Source organism: Vibrio clamense (assembly GCF_050337905.1).
Classification (GTDB): Bacteria; Pseudomonadota; Gammaproteobacteria; order Enterobacterales; family Vibrionaceae; genus Vibrio; species Vibrio cortegadensis.
Genome location: NZ_JAKJTJ010000027.1, coordinates 134845 through 152769 on the forward strand (window position 1 = coordinate 134845; position 17925 = coordinate 152769).

General features: G+C 41.4%; 16 protein-coding genes. 10 read left to right on the forward strand and 6 right to left on the reverse strand.

Translation table 11 applies throughout. From position 1 onward, the window contains the following. Window positions 1-215 precede the first annotated feature (215 nt). The 5 genes from L4C39_RS15715 to L4C39_RS15735 all read left to right on the forward strand — a co-directional run bounded on the left by L4C39_RS15715 (window position 216) and on the right by L4C39_RS15735 (window position 4603). Entirely contained in the window at window positions 216-1205 is a 990-nt protein-coding gene (locus L4C39_RS15715) for an ABC transporter substrate-binding protein (protein WP_429746802.1), read from the forward strand. Between the two features lie 97 nt (window positions 1206-1302). Further along, entirely contained in the window at window positions 1303-2202 is a 900-nt protein-coding gene (locus L4C39_RS15720; RefSeq protein WP_429746804.1) for an ABC transporter permease, read from the forward strand. Further along, window positions 2195-3409: a quaternary amine ABC transporter ATP-binding protein gene (locus L4C39_RS15725; RefSeq protein ID WP_261889994.1), complete on the forward strand. Its 1215-nt coding sequence runs from the start codon at window positions 2195-2197 to the stop codon at window positions 3407-3409. The genes L4C39_RS15720 and L4C39_RS15725 overlap by 8 nt, the downstream gene beginning before the upstream one ends. A gap of 337 nt (window positions 3410-3746) precedes the next feature. Further along, on the forward strand, window positions 3747-4100 hold the full coding sequence (locus L4C39_RS15730; protein WP_429746807.1) for a rhodanese-like domain-containing protein: 354 nt from the start codon (window positions 3747-3749) through the stop codon (window positions 4098-4100). 140 nt (window positions 4101-4240) lie between these two features. Then, complete coding sequence (locus tag L4C39_RS15735) at window positions 4241-4603, forward strand: ribosome recycling factor family protein (RefSeq protein ID WP_429746809.1); 363 nt, start codon at window positions 4241-4243, stop codon at window positions 4601-4603. Here L4C39_RS15735 and L4C39_RS15740 read toward each other — a convergent pair. The 3 genes from L4C39_RS15740 to ohr all read right to left on the reverse strand — a co-directional run bounded on the left by L4C39_RS15740 (window position 4600) and on the right by ohr (window position 6957). After that, window positions 4600-5265 (reverse strand): SDR family NAD(P)-dependent oxidoreductase, encoded by a 666-nt coding sequence (locus tag L4C39_RS15740; protein ID WP_429746811.1) that lies wholly within the window; start codon window positions 5263-5265, stop codon window positions 4600-4602. The two genes, L4C39_RS15735 and L4C39_RS15740, sit on opposite strands and share 4 nt — an antisense overlap. Window positions 5266-5508: 243 nt before the next feature. Next, window positions 5509-6438, reverse strand: a complete 930-nt coding sequence (locus L4C39_RS15745; protein ID WP_113798690.1) for an NADP-dependent oxidoreductase — start codon at window positions 6436-6438, stop codon at window positions 5509-5511. A 96-nt stretch (window positions 6439-6534) separates the two neighbouring features. After that, window positions 6535-6957, reverse strand: coding sequence for an organic hydroperoxide reductase Ohr (ohr, locus tag L4C39_RS15750; RefSeq protein ID WP_429746813.1), 423 nt, complete (start codon window positions 6955-6957; stop codon window positions 6535-6537). A 140-nt stretch (window positions 6958-7097) separates the two neighbouring features. Between ohr and ohrR the strand changes: the two genes are divergently transcribed. Next, entirely contained in the window at window positions 7098-7544 is a 447-nt protein-coding gene (gene ohrR, locus L4C39_RS15755) for a transcriptional regulator OhrR (protein ID WP_113798692.1), read from the forward strand. 690 nt (window positions 7545-8234) lie between these two features. Continuing rightward, the gene (locus tag L4C39_RS15760) at window positions 8235-9470 is read left to right on the forward strand and encodes a RidA family protein (protein ID WP_017052372.1); all 1236 of its coding nucleotides are present in this window, start codon (window positions 8235-8237) and stop codon (window positions 9468-9470) included. A gap of 188 nt (window positions 9471-9658) precedes the next feature. On the opposite strand, the gene L4C39_RS15765 is transcribed toward L4C39_RS15760, so the two are convergent. From L4C39_RS15765 to L4C39_RS15775, 3 genes are all read right to left on the reverse strand, one after another. Then, on the reverse strand, window positions 9659-10162 hold the full coding sequence (locus tag L4C39_RS15765) for a prepilin-type N-terminal cleavage/methylation domain-containing protein (RefSeq protein ID WP_017052373.1): 504 nt from the start codon (window positions 10160-10162) through the stop codon (window positions 9659-9661). Between the two features lie 232 nt (window positions 10163-10394). After that, a complete protein-coding gene (locus L4C39_RS15770) occupies window positions 10395-12056 on the reverse strand; it encodes a methyl-accepting chemotaxis protein (protein ID WP_371729804.1) in 1662 nt (553 codons plus the stop codon). A gap of 237 nt (window positions 12057-12293) precedes the next feature. Further along, entirely contained in the window at window positions 12294-13061 is a 768-nt protein-coding gene (locus tag L4C39_RS15775; RefSeq protein WP_429746816.1) for a DUF4344 domain-containing metallopeptidase, read from the reverse strand. Window positions 13062-13286: 225 nt separating this feature from the next. Here L4C39_RS15775 and L4C39_RS15780 point away from each other — a divergent pair, with 225 nt between their 5' ends. The 3 genes from L4C39_RS15780 to L4C39_RS15790 form a co-directional block, all read left to right on the forward strand. Then, window positions 13287-13643: a YibL family ribosome-associated protein gene (locus L4C39_RS15780; protein WP_171755623.1), complete on the forward strand. Its 357-nt coding sequence runs from the start codon at window positions 13287-13289 to the stop codon at window positions 13641-13643. Between the two features lie 297 nt (window positions 13644-13940). Then, window positions 13941-15167, forward strand: coding sequence for a sodium/glutamate symporter (gene gltS, locus L4C39_RS15785; RefSeq protein ID WP_171755624.1), 1227 nt, complete (start codon window positions 13941-13943; stop codon window positions 15165-15167). Window positions 15168-15670: 503 nt separating this feature from the next. Beyond that, window positions 15671-17925: VCBS domain-containing protein (locus L4C39_RS15790; protein ID WP_429746819.1), on the forward strand; the 2255-nt coding region annotated here is incomplete at its 3' end.

Genomic DNA, 17925 nt, shown 5'->3' on the forward strand with positions numbered 1-17925 from the left:
AAGTATTTTTTGTCGTTTACGAAATTGTTAATGGATTTTTGTGAATATATCTCATCAACTTTACTTGTTTTAAATCAGTAGTTTGCATTTTTTCTGTATCAAGGGTTAGACTGTTTTTACAGGTCTTAAATTGCACTAGTAATAAAAAATGGTTTGAGTAGTAATGACTTATTCAGTTACCCTATATATGTTATTAAGAGAAAGGATGCCTCAAAATGAAATACAAACTAAGTGCAATGTTGCTATTAATGTCAGCGGCGAGTGGCGCACAAGCAAGTGAATGTGGAAGCGTAACGATTGCTGATATGAACTGGAGTTCTGCTAGTTTAATTGCCAATGTTGACCAGTTTATTTTAGAACACGGATACGGGTGTGATGCTGAATTGATCCCTGGTGATACGATGCCAACAGGCACATCAATGATCGAAAAAGGTCAACCTGATGTTGCTCCTGAGTTTTGGAGTAACTCAATGAAAGATGCTCTGGATAAGGGTGTCGCAGAGAAGAGACTTAGATTCGCTGGTTCGGCGCTTGTCGATGGTGGTGAAGAGGGCTTTTGGGTCCCAGCTTACTTGGTAGATAAATACCCTGAAATGGCAACCATTGAAGGGGTACGTAAACATGCCAAACTATTTAAGCACCCAGAAGATCCAGATACTTCTGCATTCTATACTTGTCCCGCTGGTTGGAACTGTCAGATTAGCTCTGGAAACTTGTTTGAAGCTCTGAACCTAGAAAAAGCCGGTTTCACGATTGTTGACCCTGGTTCTAGTGCTGGTTTATCTGGTTCCATTGCGAAAGCGTACGGACGTGAAGAAGCGTGGTTTGGTTACTACTGGGCACCAACTGCGGTATTAGGTAAGTACGACATGGTTAAAATTGATTTTGGTAGCGGTGTCGATGTAGATGCTTTTACTAACTGCGTGACGAAAGAAGACTGTGAGACACCAACCGTCACAATGTATCCGCCTTCTCCTGTTCATACCATTACAACCGAAGCATTCGCTTCACGTTCTCCAGCAGCTTACGACTATTTTTCTAAACGTGGTTTTACCAATGCAAAAATGAATGAACTTCTTGCATGGATGGAAGACAACCAAGCCGATGGTGTGGAAGCGATGCAACACTTTTTAACCGAGTCACCTGAAATTTGGCATGCATGGGTACCTGCCGATGTGGCGAAGAAAATTGAAAGTGCGTTATAGCTTACTGGTTTAAAGAATCATTTTAGCAGCGTTACAGGAAGTACCGTTTTAGTAGTAAGCCGGAGCCAATCGTGGCTCCGGTATAAAAGGATATAACATGTCTGATAATAATTGGTTCACTAGCTTTCCAGAAATGGATCGTTCTACTCTAAGAACAATCAAAAAAACACTGGATGGTGGTTATCGTGAATTTTCTCGTGAGTACGGTGAATTCATCGAGTCACTATTCGATCCGCTCCTCACTTTTCTTGTTTGGTTTGAAAAACTCCTGCTTTCGACACCTTGGTTTATCGTTTTAGCCATTTGTACCGGGTTGGTCTATGCGGCAAGTCGTTCATGGAAACTTGCGCTTGGCTGTGTAGGCTCTCTACTGCTGATTGGATATTTTGGCATGTGGGAAGATACGATGAGAACCTTGAGCATTATCACCGTATGTACACTGGTCTCAATTTTGCTCGGTATTCCTATTGGAATTGCGATGGCTCGTTCTAACCGCGCTCAATCAATCGTTACTCCGATGCTTGATGTGATGCAGACCATGCCCGCCTTCGTATATTTGATCCCAGTGGTGATGCTGTTAGGTATCGGTAAAATTCCGGGTTTGATCGCTGTGGTTATTTACGCGATTCCTCCAGTTATTCGTTTGACCAACCTTGGTATTCGCTTGGTTGATAAAGAAGTGTTAGAAGCGGCTACTGCATTTGGGGCTAGTCAGAAACAGCGCTTGTGGGGCGTTCAGTTGCCACTTGCAATGCCAACCATTATGGCTGGTATTAACCAAACCATTATGATGGCGCTCTCTATGGTCGTTATCGCTTCAATGATTGGTGTTAAAGGCTTGGGTCAACCAGTACTAAAATCAATTACCAACCAGTATTTTACTTTGGGATTACTCAATGGTTTCGCGATAGTGGCACTGGCCATCTTGTTTGATCGAGCATCGCAAGCATACGCAAAACGTACCAATGCCCATTTGGGAGATCTTAAACATGACTAAACCTTTAATTGAAATCAGTGGCTTATCTAAAGTTTTTGGGCCGAAACCTTTATCTGTCATGAACCGTATTAAACATGGGGAAAGCAAAGATACAATCCTTGCCGATACGGGTCATACCGTTGGCCTGAAAGATATTAATCTTGAAATCGAAAAAGGTGAGATCTTCGTTATCATGGGGTTATCGGGTTCGGGTAAATCAACCTTGATTCGCCATTTCAACCGATTGATTGATCCCACTGAAGGGAAAATTATCGTTGAAGGCATTGATGTCATGAGCCTGAATACGAAAGAGCTGGAAGAGTTTCGACGCCATAAAATGTCGATGGTGTTTCAACGATTTGGGTTGATGCCACATCGTACGGTGATTGAAAATGTTGCCTATGGTTTAGAGATTCAAGGCATTAATAAAAGTGAACGTTTAGCAAAAGCAGAAGAGTGGCTAGAAACAACAGGCTTGAAAGGGTATGAACAACAATATCCATCGCAGCTTTCTGGTGGGCAACAGCAACGTGTTGGTCTATCTCGTGCACTTTGTACTGATGCTGAAATCTTATTGATGGATGAAGCTTTCTCGGCTCTCGACCCTTTGATCCGTAGTGAAATGCAAGATCAATTGATTGAACTACAAGAGAAGCTGCATAAAACTATTGTTTTCATTACCCATGATTTAGATGAAGCCTTACGACTTGGTGATCGCATTGCAATTTTGAAAGATGGCGTATTGGTACAACAAGGTACTCCACATGAAATTCTTCTTAATCCAGCTGATGATTACGTTGAGGCGTTTGTAAAAGATGTCAACCGAGCGCGAGCGTTGACGGTTGAAACGGTGATGCAGCCACCTGCGTTGCGTATTACTGCTGAAACCATTGAAGGTGCGTTAAGTGAAATGAAAAAATCGAAGCATGATTATGGTTATCATGTTACCGATGAAGGCTATCAAGGCTTGGTCACTCAAGAGAGCTTACAAGATGCTGTTGAAGATGTGACAGTACATGATTTTAGCGATGAGATGTATGAAGAAGTTCCGGCTGTATTACCTGATGCCGTTATTGAAGAGATCTTGCCAGATACGATGTCATGCGACTACTCGTTACCAGTGGTTGATGAAGAGGGTAATTTAAAAGGTGAGTTGGAGCGCAGTGCCGTTGCTGATATCTTTTCTGAAACGAGTGAACCTGTACCTGATGTCGAGAAAGCGTCATAGCATTGATAAATTGATAAATTGATGAACTGATTACTGAATGTAGGTATTCATTTTAATTTACTTGGCCACTAGGGCGTGTTGAACTTTTACTGCGATAGTCAGTTTGAAAGCACAACTCGCCCTATTTGATCGTACTCTTAACAATATTGAGCGCTTTTAGGTGACAAACCTTGATGATCACTTCCCATCCTCACCTTCCGAATTTCAGCCGTTATCACTTTCTATTGCAACAGTATTTAATCTGCCTGATATATTTCAATCATGGTTAACGTTATAGTTGGTGTTCGAGAAACAACACCAATAATTACCTGTACTTGCTGAAGGAGCGTCGAGGCTTATGAAGAGACTTTTAGCTAGCTTAATGACATTGTGTGCGATTTTGTTTACCACAAGCGCCAGTATTGCATCTGAGCGTGCAGATTCTGCATGGGCATTAATTGGCGATGGAGCCTTGTTGGTAGATGTTCGAACACCTCAAGAGTTTAATGTTCGTCATCTTGATGCTGCGGTGAATTACCCACTAAATACCATTAATTCATCTTTTGCCCACATCGATAAAGATCAATTAATCGTGCTTTACTGTCGTAGCGGTAATCGTTCAGGGCAAGCAGAAGCACACTTACAAGCTGCTGGCTTTACCAATTTGCATAATGGTGGTGGACTCAATGAAATGCTAGCAGCGAAACCTTAACATTAAATAATCACTATTGGTGTAAAGGAAAGAACATAGTGTGTATTTCCTGGACGAGTTAGTGATTGTTCAGGTGTAAACCAGAGCGGTAATGAATAAGCGTTGCAAATAGATACGATTACGAATATGAGAGGTCCGTTTTGGAGAGCGAAATTAGCGTCCCGCTGAACAGTTTCGTGCATCGAGTCCATGATAAATTATGGTTTTCTGATCTCGTATCAAATTTAGACTGTAGCTTAAAACGGATCAGACGCTCTCGCCACTGGACTCTTTTAGGTAAAGAACATCGGCTCACCCAGGTTCGAAATGAGTTATCAGATGAGCACTATTTATGGGTGAAGCAAGCAATCGATAAGGCACTGCCAAAACGGGATATTTGTCTTGCCGAGTTAATAGAGTGCAACCCAAATATCACGCTTAATCAGTTAATGACAGTGTCTGGCTGTACCATTTCTGAAGCTCGCTTAGCCATTGATGCTTTTGAAAGCTTAGATTTAGACTAGCCTCGGTTTATCGTTATGTCCGAGATGTAACCATGCTCAGTACCGACTAAAGCTTGTTTTAGCATGGATGCGGCTTCTGTTGCGGTCATGAAGCTTGAGGTGTTGAGATTTTTACCACTGGTTTTCCAGAAGCTTGTCGCCATACCTCCTGGATACACGGCAATAATCTTCATTGGGCAATCTTTAAGCTCAAGCCTTAGCGATTCGATCAATCCACGGACAGCCCACTTAGCCGCGCAATATGTCGACTCTCCCGCTTTTCCTGCTTGGGCGGCGGTGGACATAACGACGACAACATTAACTTTATGATCACGATAACGTTGAATTAACTCTCGCAAAAAAAGAATGGTCGAAGTGACATTGTTATCAAGGATCTGTTTGATTGCTGCTGGCTCTTGATCTTCAATCTTTCCAAAGTACCCACTACCAGCACAATGGATCACGGTATCAGGAGCCTCTTCTATCGTATCGAATAGCTCGGCAACGCTTTGAGGATCACATAAGTCACTCGCATGAGTGGTTACCTGAGGGTTTAGTGGTGCACTTATCTGCTCTAATCGTTGTTGATTGCGTCCTGTTAGAATTAATTTCTCATTATCATCGCTATATAAACTAGCCAGTGCCGCGCCTAACCCACTACTTGCTCCAGTAATTAGAATCATGAAATATCTCAGGTAATGTAAAGAGTGTTTAATGTATCGCGTCAGTGGAGCGTTTTCTTCTATTAAGAGAGTGGCAGTTCACATTTCTTAATTTATTATCGAAGGAATTTAGGGTTTTGAGGAGAGATAAGAGAAGGACAAATGAGGGAAGGTCGTCACTCCATCCTCCATTGCATACTGCATAGGGAGATGGAGTGGTCATCAAGTTCTTATCTGAATCAATTAAAAAATAGAGATGTGACTCTAATTAATATCGATGACTATCTTACCGCGAGTTCGGCCTGATTGGCTCTGCAAGTGCGCATCAACAATCGTCTCAAGAGTAAAGTGATGCTCGATCAGAGGCTTAAGAAGATCGGCTTCAACTAGGCTATTTAGCTCTTTTAATATGCGACTGCTTGGCTCAATAAAGACAAAGGCAGCGCGAGCATTATGTGCCTGTGCCAACTCTTCATCAGGTTGATCAACCACAGAAACAAGAATGCCATTTTCTTTCAGTAATTCCCACGAGTGCTTTTGAACATCGCCACCCATGGTATCAACAACAATATCTACGGGCTCAATTTGCTCTTTCAGCGATGATTTTGCGTAATCAACCGCTTGATCAGCTCCGAGGTTTATTAGCAGATCTTGATTCGCAGCAGAAGCCGTAGCAATCACCGTCGCGCCTTTTGCTTTTGCGATTTGAATGGCTAAGTGACCCACACCACCAGCACCAGCATGGATGAGAACTCGTTGACCCGGTTGCACATTGGCAACATCTACAAGACATTGCCAAGCCGTGATCCCTGCTAACGGTAAAGCGGCGGCTTCTGAGAAACTCAGTTTAGGGGATTTTAAAACTGCTTCGTCTGCTTTTACTGCAATATAGTCAGCATAACTACCATCACGAGCAATGTTTGGGCGGCTGAATACCTCATCACCAACATTAAATTCACTGACCTTCGAACCGACTTCCACCACAATACCCGCGACATCCCAACCTAGCGTTACAGGTAGTTCATATGGAATGAATGCTTGCAAGTAGCCCTCGCGGATTTTCCAGTCCACCGGGTTAATCGCTGCTGATCTTACGGCAATCAGAATGTCATCATCATTGATTTTTGGTTTAGTAATGTTCTCTAGCTTTAGTGTTTCAGTGCCACCATATTGGTGAATTCGGACTGCGCGCATAGATTATTCCCTTTAACATTTTTTCGTGAGTCTACTGATACGAGTGGTATGCAAAGAAAAGCACCCGTATCTGATTTTGTACTTTGGTAATGTCGACTAAATTGCGAAACCGTTAACCGTCAGTTGAACATCTATGTTGCCAAGCACTGCATTTGAGTAAGGGCATACTTGATGAGCGGTTTGAACTAAAGCGGTTGCTTGCTCTTGGTCAAGATCAAGCTCAACAGATAAGCTAACCGTTAGCGCAAAGCCACCGTTTTCATTAGGACCAATACCTACTGTAGCCGTTGTTGGTGCTGATTTGATCGCCACCTTAGTTTCACGGGCAACATGTAAAATTGCATTTGAGAAACATGCCGAGTAGCCCGCTGCAAATAGTTGCTCTGGATTCGTCGCGTCGCCAGATCCGCCCATCTCTTTTGGGTAACTAAGAGCTAGAGAAAGCATGTTGTCATCTGTGCTTACTTGACCACTGCGACCTGCCATTGCTGTTGCTGAAGTTGTGTATAGTGCTGTCATGTTTTGAGTCCTATGATAGATAGTCATTTTAATTGCTAACAATTAGGTTGTGCGCAACTTGATTTTCATTAATACTAATTGAAATAATATAAGTGCGCAAGTATATTGCGCACAATTAATTAATTTTTATTGGTGATTACATGAGTGAGCAAGGAAAAGATGAGTACCTAAGTTTGGATAATCAGGTCTGTTTCGCTTTATATAGTGCTTCTAACGCGATGGGGCGAGCTTACCAACCTCTTCTAAAAGCGCTAGATCTCACATACTTGCAATACATAGTGATGATGGTGCTGTGGGAAGAGCAAGTGATGAATGTTAAAGCGCTCGGCCATAAAACACATTTAGATTCAGGAACACTGACGCCACTGCTAAAACGTTTAGAAGTGAAAGGTTACGTCACTCGAACACGTAGTTTGGAAGATGAGCGAGTTCGAGTGATATCAGTGACCGATTTGGGGGCGGAGTTACGTGAGCAGGCTAAAAGTGTTCCTAGCGAAATGCTGTGCATGTCCAAAATGAATATTGATGATCTTCTTAAGCTGAAGAAGGACTGTGAGCAACTGTTAGCAAACTTAACTGGCGGATGAATGAAAAAGTTGAATCGGGGTGAGCGGCGACCTTGCCCTGATTAATGTGTTTCATTAGGTGCTGAGATTTAGCGCTATGTGTTAAATGTTCGGCTTATTTATAGTTTGATGTTTATATATTGTTATATTTACATCCTTATACTCTTCTATTATCTCCTTCCACATCTAATAATAAATATAGATGTCGACTTAATAGCCAGTTAATAAATATTAATCAACACTTTGATAATAATGGACATGAATAATTACTTAATTAACGAATGAATTCTATTAACATAAATATAATTTTTAGACGCGTTGGGGAATTTATTCACTTAAAACGACATAAACTACGCATTAATTGAGTGTTATTTTGGATTAAATGGAATTTATCGTGATCGAATTATCAAAAATGAACAAAAACCATAAGAAGAAGCCATTATCTCTCTGAGATTATATTCACAATAAGCGAATCGTTCACAGTGAAAACTGACATTAAAGCTCGAATATGAGTGAAACTACGGATAATTAATCGAATAATGACTATTTATGCCATATTTCTAGGCATTCTAGTGAAATGATATTCGGACATTTATCACATTTCCCCTAGATAATTTTACTTAACATAGCGCCACTTTAATCATTCATTCCAATACGATCTATTAAAAATAAAGACGTATTTCTGTACTCTATAAAAAGGATAAATGTCTAATGAGCGGCGATATCATTAAGTTTTCAAGAAACACTGAAAATGCACCACAAAGTTCTGTATCTACTCAAACAGTAGCTTTTTCTCATTATAATAATATTTCAGCTCAATTACCTGTAGACCCAAAAACAGGTAACATTGTAGTTGGCACTGTAAAAGATCAAGCAAAACAGTGTTTAGACAATATTAAAGCGATTGTAGAAAGTATCGACCACGTAATGGACGACGTAGTAAAATTGAATATCTTTGTTAAGAATATCGCAGATATTGAAGCTATCGATGAAATCTACACATCTTACTTCCAAAGCGATCTTCCAACTCGTGTAACAGTTGAAGTCGCTGCATTACCTCTGAGCGATGCTTTGGTACAGATTGATGCTCTTATCTCAAACGGTGAAGGCACAACGCCTCAAGCACCTTGCGCGCTAATTAAAGTATCAAGAAATACTGAAAATGCACCTAAGGGTTTATACTCTCAAACGGCTGCATTCTCTCACTACAACAACCTAGCAGCACAATTACCTGTTGATCCAAAAACAGGCGCATTGGTTGCTGGTGGCGTTAAAGAGCAAACAGAGCAGTGTTTGAACAACATCAATGCAATCCTAGAAAGCATTGGTCACGTGATGGGTGATATCGTTAAAACAACAATCTTCCTTAAAGATATCGAAGATGCTGCTATCGTGAATGAAGTTTGTGCTAAATTCTTCCCAGGCTACGTTCCAGCACGCACTGTTGTTAATGCATCAGCTTTACCTATGGGCGCATTGGTTCAAATCGATACTTCTGTGTCACATGGCGACGGAACTCCACCACAACTTCCTGAAGATACAAGCCTTCTTGTTATCGAAGCGAACAATACAGACAATGCTCCAGCAGCACCATACTCGCACACTGTTGCATTCTCTCACTACAATCATATTGCTGGTCAATTACCTGTTGACGCTAAAACAAATGAAATCGTTGCTGGTGATGTAAAAGCTCAAGCTGAACAGTGCCTGAAAAACATTCAAGCAATCATTGAAAGTGTTGACCATGTAATGGACGACACTGTGAAAATTAACATCCAACTTCAAAACATCGAAGATATCGACGCTGTAAATGAAGTTTACACAACGTTCTTCAAAGGCGACCTTCCTGCAAGAACAGTTGTTGGTGTTTCAGCGATTCCAATGAATGCTCTAGTACAAATTGATGCTGTTGTTTCTAACTGTGAAGGTACGCCTCCACAAGCATAATCTGTATTCGATTACGGCTGAATCGTGATTAAATTGTGATGAGCATAATTACGGTTCAGTAGCATTCGAAATGGAAAGAAGGGGGCGTTTCAGTGATCCTACTGTTTTAGCTAACGGGATTGGTTACAGAAATGACGCTTTATTGAAAGCCACTATTATTGTGGCTTTTTTCGATCGATAGGAATGAACTAACATCCAGAAGTCTCGCGCTGGTACTCTGGTAATTCATTATTTCCAGCCGTTGCTTGAGTATATAAAACCCAGCAATTACCACTTTTTACATCCCCAGAGCTACTCTTATCATAACCTACATACAAGTTAGCCGCCCCCTCTTCTTGGGTTGAAAAGCTACCGTCAATAATGATTGCATCGTCTATGTGTGTATTGTCTATGTAGTTATAGATTAAGTCCCACTCACCTTGGTGCTCTTGCTGAATCCCATCTTTGTTGAGATCAAGAAAAGTGAGTCGAGTGCTTGATGAACTTGGATCTCTCACTTTTACATAGCCTAACAAAGCTTTGGCATGAACCTGCTCATTGGCATATTGCATGCTGCTTTGCATTGAACGGATGGTGCTGATTCTTGCATCGGTTTGGATATTTAAAAATCGAGGTAGTGCTGTGACTGCAATAATACCAAGAATGACAATAACGACGACTAACTCAATAAGGGTAAATCCTCTGGTTTTCATGTTTATTCCATTAAAATACAAAGAAAGGTGAATATATGAGCACTATACTACCATTAATTCAAATGAGAATAGGTTGATATCAGCTGTAAAGAGAACCTGAAGAGATGAATGAACAACTTTGGTTTTATCTCAAATCTAATTTTTCCTTCAATGTTCCGGGTTTGATAAAAAAGCCCAGATATGAATTTCAGATCTGGGCTTTTTGTTATATCAGCATATTTTATTCAGTATTCTAAACGGTGAATCGGTCAACCAAGTTATATAACTCACGCGCTTTACCATTCAATTCTTGGCTGCCAGAGCGATTTTCATTGGCAAGCCCCGCTGATTGGTTACTTTGGTCAGAAATCACCACTATACGCTCAGATATCTCTTGTCCGACAACACTTTGCTCTTCTGTGGCGGTCGCGATCAATGAATTCATATCCATGATGGTATCAATTGACTCTTTGATTTTGGCCAACGCTAGACTGGCAGAATTCGCTTCATCAACGGCTTTGACACTTCGGCTTTGGCTAGAATCCATGGCTGTGACTGCGTTGTCTGACGCCGCTTTAAGTTGTTGGATCATCGTATGGATTTCGCCTGTGCTATCTTGTGTGCGACTGGCTAATTTCCGAACCTCATCGGCAACTACGGCAAATCCACGTCCTTGTTCGCCAGCTCGTGCTGCTTCTATAGCGGCATTTAAAGCAAGGAGGTTCGTTTGTTCTGCTATATCTTGGATCACCTCCAAAGAAGATGAGATATTTTGCACATCACCTTCAAGTCTAGAGATCACATTGTTTGCTTCAGCGACTTCGTTTGCCAACGCTTGCACGGAATCGGCTGCTGAAAGGACAATCGCACTTGCTTGATCGACATTATCTTCTGCGTTTTTAGCAGACTGAGCTGCTTGATGTGCATTGTTAGAAATTTCATGAGCTGTCGTCGTCATTTCTGTCATTGCGGTGGCGACTTGGTCGGTTTCGGTATGTTGACTTGAGGCGAGTTCATCCACTTGTGCTGCACGATTGCTCATATTATTCGTTTCATCGACGACTTCTTGGCCGACTTGGCTCACTCTAGAGATGATTGACTGAAGGCTGGCAACGAAGGTGTTGAAATTTTTAGTGAGTTCAGAAAACTCTGGAACATTAGATTCCTGCATGCGGGCTGTTAAATCGGCATCACCACTGGCAAATGAGCGAATTGAGGAATCAAACTGCTCTAATGGACGCATTATACTGCGATTCACCAATACTGCGAATAGCGCGACAATGATGGCAATAACAAGGCAGAATAACCCAATGGATGTAATGCTTCGATTCATGCTGGCAGTCGAAAGAAGTTGCATCTCTTCAACCGCTCTATCGACGTCGTCAGTATAAAACCCAGTACCTATTATCAGATCCCACTGTGGAAAATAAGCAGAGAAACTGAGTTTCGGTAGAGGCTGTGTCTCTCCCGGCTTAGGGAAGTAATAGGTAGTAAATTGTTCCCGCTTAGCATTTTTAATCAAATCTTGAATAAGGTAGTTACCTTGTTTGTCTTGAAGGTTGATAAAATTCTCTCCAAGTCCTTTTGTGGATTGACCTTGAATGACTCGGATCCCGCTAGAGGTGTACCCGAAGATATAACCACTTTTGCCAAACTTGATCTCTTTTAACGTTGCTATAACTTCTTCAAGTGTTCCATTTGAATTTACGATGGGCGTGATTGCTGTCTGAGCGATCTGAATATAGGACTTTAGTTCCGCTTTTTTCATGTTCATCATGCTGTCTCGGGTCGAATCAATTTGCTGTCGATTTAGCTTATTAAGTTCGTTGTAGGTGAGAGACATCATGCTGATAGCAATAACAAATAATGGAATCATGGAGAGTATATAAAGGCGTTTACGTATAGTGAGGTTCATAACTGCTTCCTGAAAAATGTAATAAGGCTGACATTACTCAATCAATGAGCTATTTTTTATATTTTAAATATAGTCTACCCAGTTATAAGTAATATAGATGTGAAGGAAATGTAACTTTAACTAAAGTTGTAGGAGTATTGTTTGAAGTGAGAAATCGAGGCTGATTTCAAGAGATAAGAAGCGTGTGTAACATTCGATACAGTGATACGCGTCACTGTATCATAGTTCAATAGGTGATCAGTTTGACGGTAGGAAATAGCGATGCCAGCTGCCATTGATCTGATCATAGTTGAAGGTGCAAAAGTCTTTACGATCGGTTAAGTAATCATTTTCTACTTCATTGAGCAGTGCTTGGTGCTTCTCTGGATCACTCCCGTATACTAGGCATAAGGTAGAAAAATAGCGCTGCAAATCGAAACTATGTTCATCGATATACTCACCGAAATCATAATAGTCAGGCCTGTCGTCAGATTCGAAAGCGAACATATCAGCGGCACTGATTGCTGCATCATCTCCTTGATCTACATAGTTAAGCATCAGGATAGTCGCGAAGTTATCGACCGCATCTTCCTCTTTTCCTAGTATTGCAATATCTTGATCAGCAATAAACGCATGCCCGGTCTCATGCAATAAAGTGTGCAGTAGAGTGTCTATTGCCCCCAGTTGCGCAGATTTCTGAAATTTTTCCTCATACTTATTTTTTTGAAAGTAAGATAAAGATTCTTGATAAAAGCGGTAGGGGATATAAATAGTATGTTTATCAGGATCATATAATGGCCCTTCAGTACCACCATATTGAATGGTTAATGTCTTATTGAAAGGGAAGGATTGATTGGACAGCTCTATTACCGTTTGATTGATGCCACTAGCTTCTATTTGCTGTTTCGCTACCTGCTCTGCAGAGTTGTCAGGAGCCGAAAATTGAATGATCATATTTGGTTTGGCTGCGAGGGCAGGAGAAATGCATAAACAAGAGTAAGTGATCGTGCTAAATAATCGTTTCATCAAAATCAGTCCCTTTTATTTTCAATGTTATAGCTATACCGCATTATTATCATTTAAACAAATGGCGGTATGGTGAGTTTTTTTTATAAACAACATCATTTAACGGTATTGATTTTTGGAGAAATGTTTCGTTTAAAGCTGAGGTGAAGATAAATTTCGGCAGATGAAGACGATGTGCTATAATCCGCGCCCGATCCGATTTGGAGCATAACTTAGGGTATTTTTATGAGTGTTAAAAACGAACTTCAAGAAATTAACAATCGTCTAGATAAGTGCCGTCACAAAATGGCTGCCGCTAAAACTCGTCAAGATCGCCCTGTGGTCCGTCAGTTTGAAGAAGAGATTAAAAAGTTAACCAAAAAAGTTGCACAGCTTAAGCATAAGCAGAGCTATGACGTGAACCAAGAGCGTAAAAGTTTAGTTGATATGCCTTTCAAGCGTGCAATTACTAAAGCAGAGCAAGCTGATATTGGTAAATTGAAAAAATCAGTGAAAGACCTAATCATTGTTCATCCAATGACCAAATTAGGCAAAGAGCTACGTATTGAAGAAATGACAGGATTTGCACCTAAAGCATTTTAATTCTTTAGATTGTGCGAAAAAAGGAGCTTAATAGCTCCTTTTTTGCTTTTTTACTTATGAGTAAACAAGCATACAGGCGTAGCCAAGGCGTTATGAGGGAGATCATAAACAGGCTATCGCTGATACATACCTAACGTGCGCGTAACATTGTGCGCAATTAACTTTGTACTGTGGTGTGATTTTTATTCATTTCGATTGAAATAACCACACCAAACTGAGGACACATACCAGCCAAGGTACTTAACTATTACAACAACTCTCATTAAGGATGATGATTGAGCAAATATAAGAGGTTATATGAATCAATTAATTTCAGTAGGGGCATTAGAGTCTTTTCTTATTGCCATCAGCGTGCTATTTCTCGGCCACTTTGTTAATACTAAGCTTCCTACGTTAAAGAAATACAACATTCCAGAGCCAATTGTTGGTGGACTTATTGTCGCCATTATTATCACTGTGCTGCACTTCAATGGCTTAGATCTTGAATTTTCTCTACCATTACAAAATACCTTCATGTTGATGTTTTTCAGCACTGTAGGGCTTGCCGCTAACTATACTCAGTTAATGAAAGGTGGTGCGAAGGTCTTTATCTTCTTAGGCATTGCATCGGTATACATCATTATTCAAAACGGTGTCGGGGTGTCATTGGCAACCGCTTTAGGACTCGATCCCTTAATGGGGTTGATTGCTGGATCCATCACTCTATCTGGTGGTCACGGTACTGGTGCCGCATGGTCACAAACCTTTGCTGAAAATTACGGTTTGTCTAATACCTTAGAAATAGCGATGGCTTCCGCGACCTTTGGTTTGATTATTGGCGGTATTATTGGCAGCCCAGTCGCGCAGAAGTTGATCGATAAAAATAACTTTGAATCAGACTACGGTACTGGAACTCACACACATGAACGTTTTCCTGAGTTAGTTACCTATAACGAATATGAAGAAGATAAAGTCACCGCAAAGAAAGTGATTGAAGTGCTGTTTATTCTTCTTATTTGTGTGACGGGTGCTAAGTACCTTGAACAATGGGTAAGTACCTTTGAGATCAAGTGGTTAATGATTCCTGACTTTGTATATGCACTGTTTATCGGTGTGTTTATTACCAACGTGATGGAAGTGACGAAAGCTCATAAGATTGATACCGAAACGGTGGATATTCTCGGTACTGTTTCTTTGTCTTTATTCCTTGCTATGGCATTAATGAGCCTTAAATTGTGGAACATCTTCGATTTAGCGATTCCATTCTTAATGATCTTAGCTGTTCAAGCGGTGATTCTAGGTATTTTCGCTTATTTCGTGACATTCAAAGTCATGGGTTCAAATTATGATGCGGCGGTTATGGCTGGTGGACATTGTGGTTTTGGTCTAGGTGCTACACCAACTGCTGTAATGAATATGGGCTCATTGGTTAATCGCTTTGGTCCATCACCACAAGCATTTATGGTGGTGCCTATTGTCGGTGCATTCTTTATTGATATCGTAAACCTGATCATTCTTCAAGGTTACATTTCGTTTATTGGATAAGCGGTAAATTTAGCCTTTGATTAAAATGGCTAGGATACAAAACATAAAAGCTCTGCTGATTTAGCAGAGCTTTTTTTATAGGCCGGTATTAATGAGGTAGGGCTAGGAAGAACTAAGATTCTTGGTTTGTAACACTCAAAAATCCTGTTGCGAAAGTGGAAGGTAAATAGTGGCATGAATCCAGAGAAAGGCTTCTAATCAGAAGCTACCATTAACCGTTGAACTTCCCGTCTCCGCTCTTGTAAATAATTTTAATTTTAAATTCAGTGCCTTGCTGACCTTGATATGCTTGTGATTGCACTTCTGGTTTGAGTGGTTTGATTTTTGCTATGATTAATTAAGACAAAAGAAATTATGCTAGTAGCTCTGTCTGTTTGCTCCATACCTTTGTGTTTGTACAGAGTGAAAATTTTATGATTTTATTTAATGATAAAATTGTTATATAAGAAGGTTATACTAGCTAGTTTTATAAAATTACGCACCAGAGGCGTTTAAGGGGACATATGGGAATTCAATTACTTTCAATGCTGGAAAGTGTCTCGAATACACTCGTTATAGACAAAAATGGCAAATTATTGATTCTCGCAGATGGTGTATCCCCAAGCGCTGGTGATGTAATTGTTGGCACAACGACTACTCCAGATAATAATTCGTCGTTAAATGTCGAAATTGTAGGGGAAGATAATGATATTCAACCGCTTCCACTTGGGGATGATATAGCCCAAATCCTACAAGATATTGAAGATGGTATTGACCCTACATTAAATGAAGAACAAGCGGCAGCAGCGGGTGCAGGTTTGAGTTCCAGCGTAACTTTGGCTGCATCAATTGAAGCAACGTTACTAGAGACGCTTGCCGAAACGTTTTTTGAAACAACCGCGAATTCAGAAGTCGCGCTTTCAGAAACTCAGAGTCTGGCACTCCTTGATTTACTCGTTAATGCGACGCCTTTCGCGGCAACGGAAATCAGATCTTTTGATGAGGAGTCACAAGACAGCGCGTTAAACCTCACCCTACCAGTCGATTCAGATGGTGATGCATTAACTATAACCGTGACTGAGTTGCCCAATTTAGGGCAAATAACCCTTGCCGACGGAACCCCGATTTCTATCGGCCAAGAGCTGACTCTTGCAGAATTTGATAGCCTTCAATACGACGCTCCAGATGATTATGTTCCGGGTGATGACGCTGGTGCCTTTGGTTATTCTGTCGATGATAATCAAGGAGAAGATAACTCTATCCAGCAAGGTGAAGTTCAGTTTCGTATCAACCCAATTAATGATCTCCCAGTTGCCTCTGATTCTTCTCAAACCACAGATGAAAACCAAATTCTTACAGCACAAGTGTCTGATGCAACTGATGTTGATGGGACGATTAGTTCATACCAAGTCGTTGATGATGTAACCCAAGGCCAGCTTACCTTTAACTCTGATGGTTCATATTCTTTCGATCCCGGTACTGATTTTGACTTTCTTGCGGCTGGTGAAAGTAGTCAGCTAACGTTTACTTATACCGCTACGGATAATGAGGGCGGTGTGAGTGAAACAAAAACAGTGACGATCACGGTTCAAGGCCTAAATGATCCGGCTTCTATTTCTGGGGATGATTCTGGTGCGGTAACGGAGGATACATCGTTACCGCTTCTGCAAGACAGTGGTTCTTTACGCATTTCTGATCTCGATGGAGATGATGAAGCCAGCTTTAAAACTAATAGCGTGGTTGCTGCAACTGGAACCCTTGGTGCGCTCACTTTAACGGAAGCGGGCGATTGGAGTTACTCCGTCGATAATGCCAAAGTGCAGTATCTCGGAGAAGGTGAAACCAAATCCGAAGTGTTCACCGTTGAATCTTTAGACGGTACCGAACACACCATCACCGTTACCATCACGGGCGTGAATGACGCCGCTGTCATTACGGGTGTCGATACAGGTGCAGTAATTGAAGATGCCGCCAATCCAACGCTCAGTGACTCTGGCAAACTAGAGATCACCGATGCTGATGGCACTGACGAAGCCAAGTTTGATACCACTAGCGTAACGGCCAGTGTGGGTGCATTAGGCAATATCACCGTTGATGAATCTGGCAACTGGGATTACTCCGTCGATAATGCCAAAGTGCAGTATCTCGGAGAAGGTGAGACCAAATCAGAAGTGTTCACCGTTGAATCGTTGGACGGCACTGAGCACACCATTACAGTGATCATTACGGGTGTGAATGATGCCGCTGAAATTACAGGTGTTGATACTGGTGCAGTAACAGAAGATGCCGCCAACCCAATTCTCAGTGATTCCGGTAAGTTGGAAATCTCTGACGTGGATGGCGCTGACGAAGCGAAGTTTGATACCACTAGCGTGGTGGCCAGTACGGGCGCATTAGGTAGCTTTATTCTCGATGAGTCTGGCAACTGGGATTACACCGTCGCCAATGACAAAGTGCAATATCTTGGTGAAGGTGAGACTAAATCCGAACTGTTCACCGTAGAGTCGCTAGACGGCACTGAGCATACTATTACCGTTACCATTACGGGCGTGAATGATGCCGCAGTCATTACGGGTGTCGATACAGGTGCCGTAATTGAAGATGCCGCCAACCCAACGCTCAGTGATTCGGGCAAGTTGGAGATCACTGATGTTGATGGCACTGACGAAGCGAAGTTTGATATTAGCAGTGTCGCACCTGCCACTGACGCACTTGGCAGTATCACCATTGATGAATTAGGCAACTGGGATTACTCCGTCGCCAATGACAAAGTACAGTA

Excerpts from the sequence above, each read along its gene's own strand:
- ohrR (WP_113798692.1), top strand. The coding sequence starts at position 7,098 with ATGAGTGAGCAAGGAAAAGATGAGTACCTAAGTTTGGATAATCAGGTC.
- L4C39_RS15720 (WP_429746804.1), top strand. The coding sequence starts at position 1,303 with ATGTCTGATAATAATTGGTTCACTAGCTTTCCAGAAATGGATCGTTCT.
- ohr (WP_429746813.1), bottom strand. The coding sequence starts at position 6,957 with ATGACAGCACTATACACAACTTCAGCAACAGCAATGGCAGGTCGCAGT.
- gltS (WP_171755624.1), top strand. The coding sequence starts at position 13,941 with ATGAATCAATTAATTTCAGTAGGGGCATTAGAGTCTTTTCTTATTGCC.
- L4C39_RS15775 (WP_429746816.1), bottom strand. The coding sequence starts at position 13,061 with ATGAAACGATTATTTAGCACGATCACTTACTCTTGTTTATGCATTTCT.
- L4C39_RS15715 (WP_429746802.1), top strand. The coding sequence starts at position 216 with ATGAAATACAAACTAAGTGCAATGTTGCTATTAATGTCAGCGGCGAGT.
- L4C39_RS15745 (WP_113798690.1), bottom strand. The coding sequence starts at position 6,438 with ATGCGCGCAGTCCGAATTCACCAATATGGTGGCACTGAAACACTAAAG.
- L4C39_RS15740 (WP_429746811.1), bottom strand. The coding sequence starts at position 5,265 with ATGATTCTAATTACTGGAGCAAGTAGTGGGTTAGGCGCGGCACTGGCT.
- L4C39_RS15770 (WP_371729804.1), bottom strand. The coding sequence starts at position 12,056 with ATGAACCTCACTATACGTAAACGCCTTTATATACTCTCCATGATTCCA.
- L4C39_RS15760 (WP_017052372.1), top strand. The coding sequence starts at position 8,235 with ATGAGCGGCGATATCATTAAGTTTTCAAGAAACACTGAAAATGCACCA.
- L4C39_RS15730 (WP_429746807.1), top strand. The coding sequence starts at position 3,747 with ATGAAGAGACTTTTAGCTAGCTTAATGACATTGTGTGCGATTTTGTTT.
- L4C39_RS15765 (WP_017052373.1), bottom strand. The coding sequence starts at position 10,162 with ATGAAAACCAGAGGATTTACCCTTATTGAGTTAGTCGTCGTTATTGTC.
- L4C39_RS15725 (WP_261889994.1), top strand. The coding sequence starts at position 2,195 with ATGACTAAACCTTTAATTGAAATCAGTGGCTTATCTAAAGTTTTTGGG.
- L4C39_RS15780 (WP_171755623.1), top strand. The coding sequence starts at position 13,287 with ATGAGTGTTAAAAACGAACTTCAAGAAATTAACAATCGTCTAGATAAG.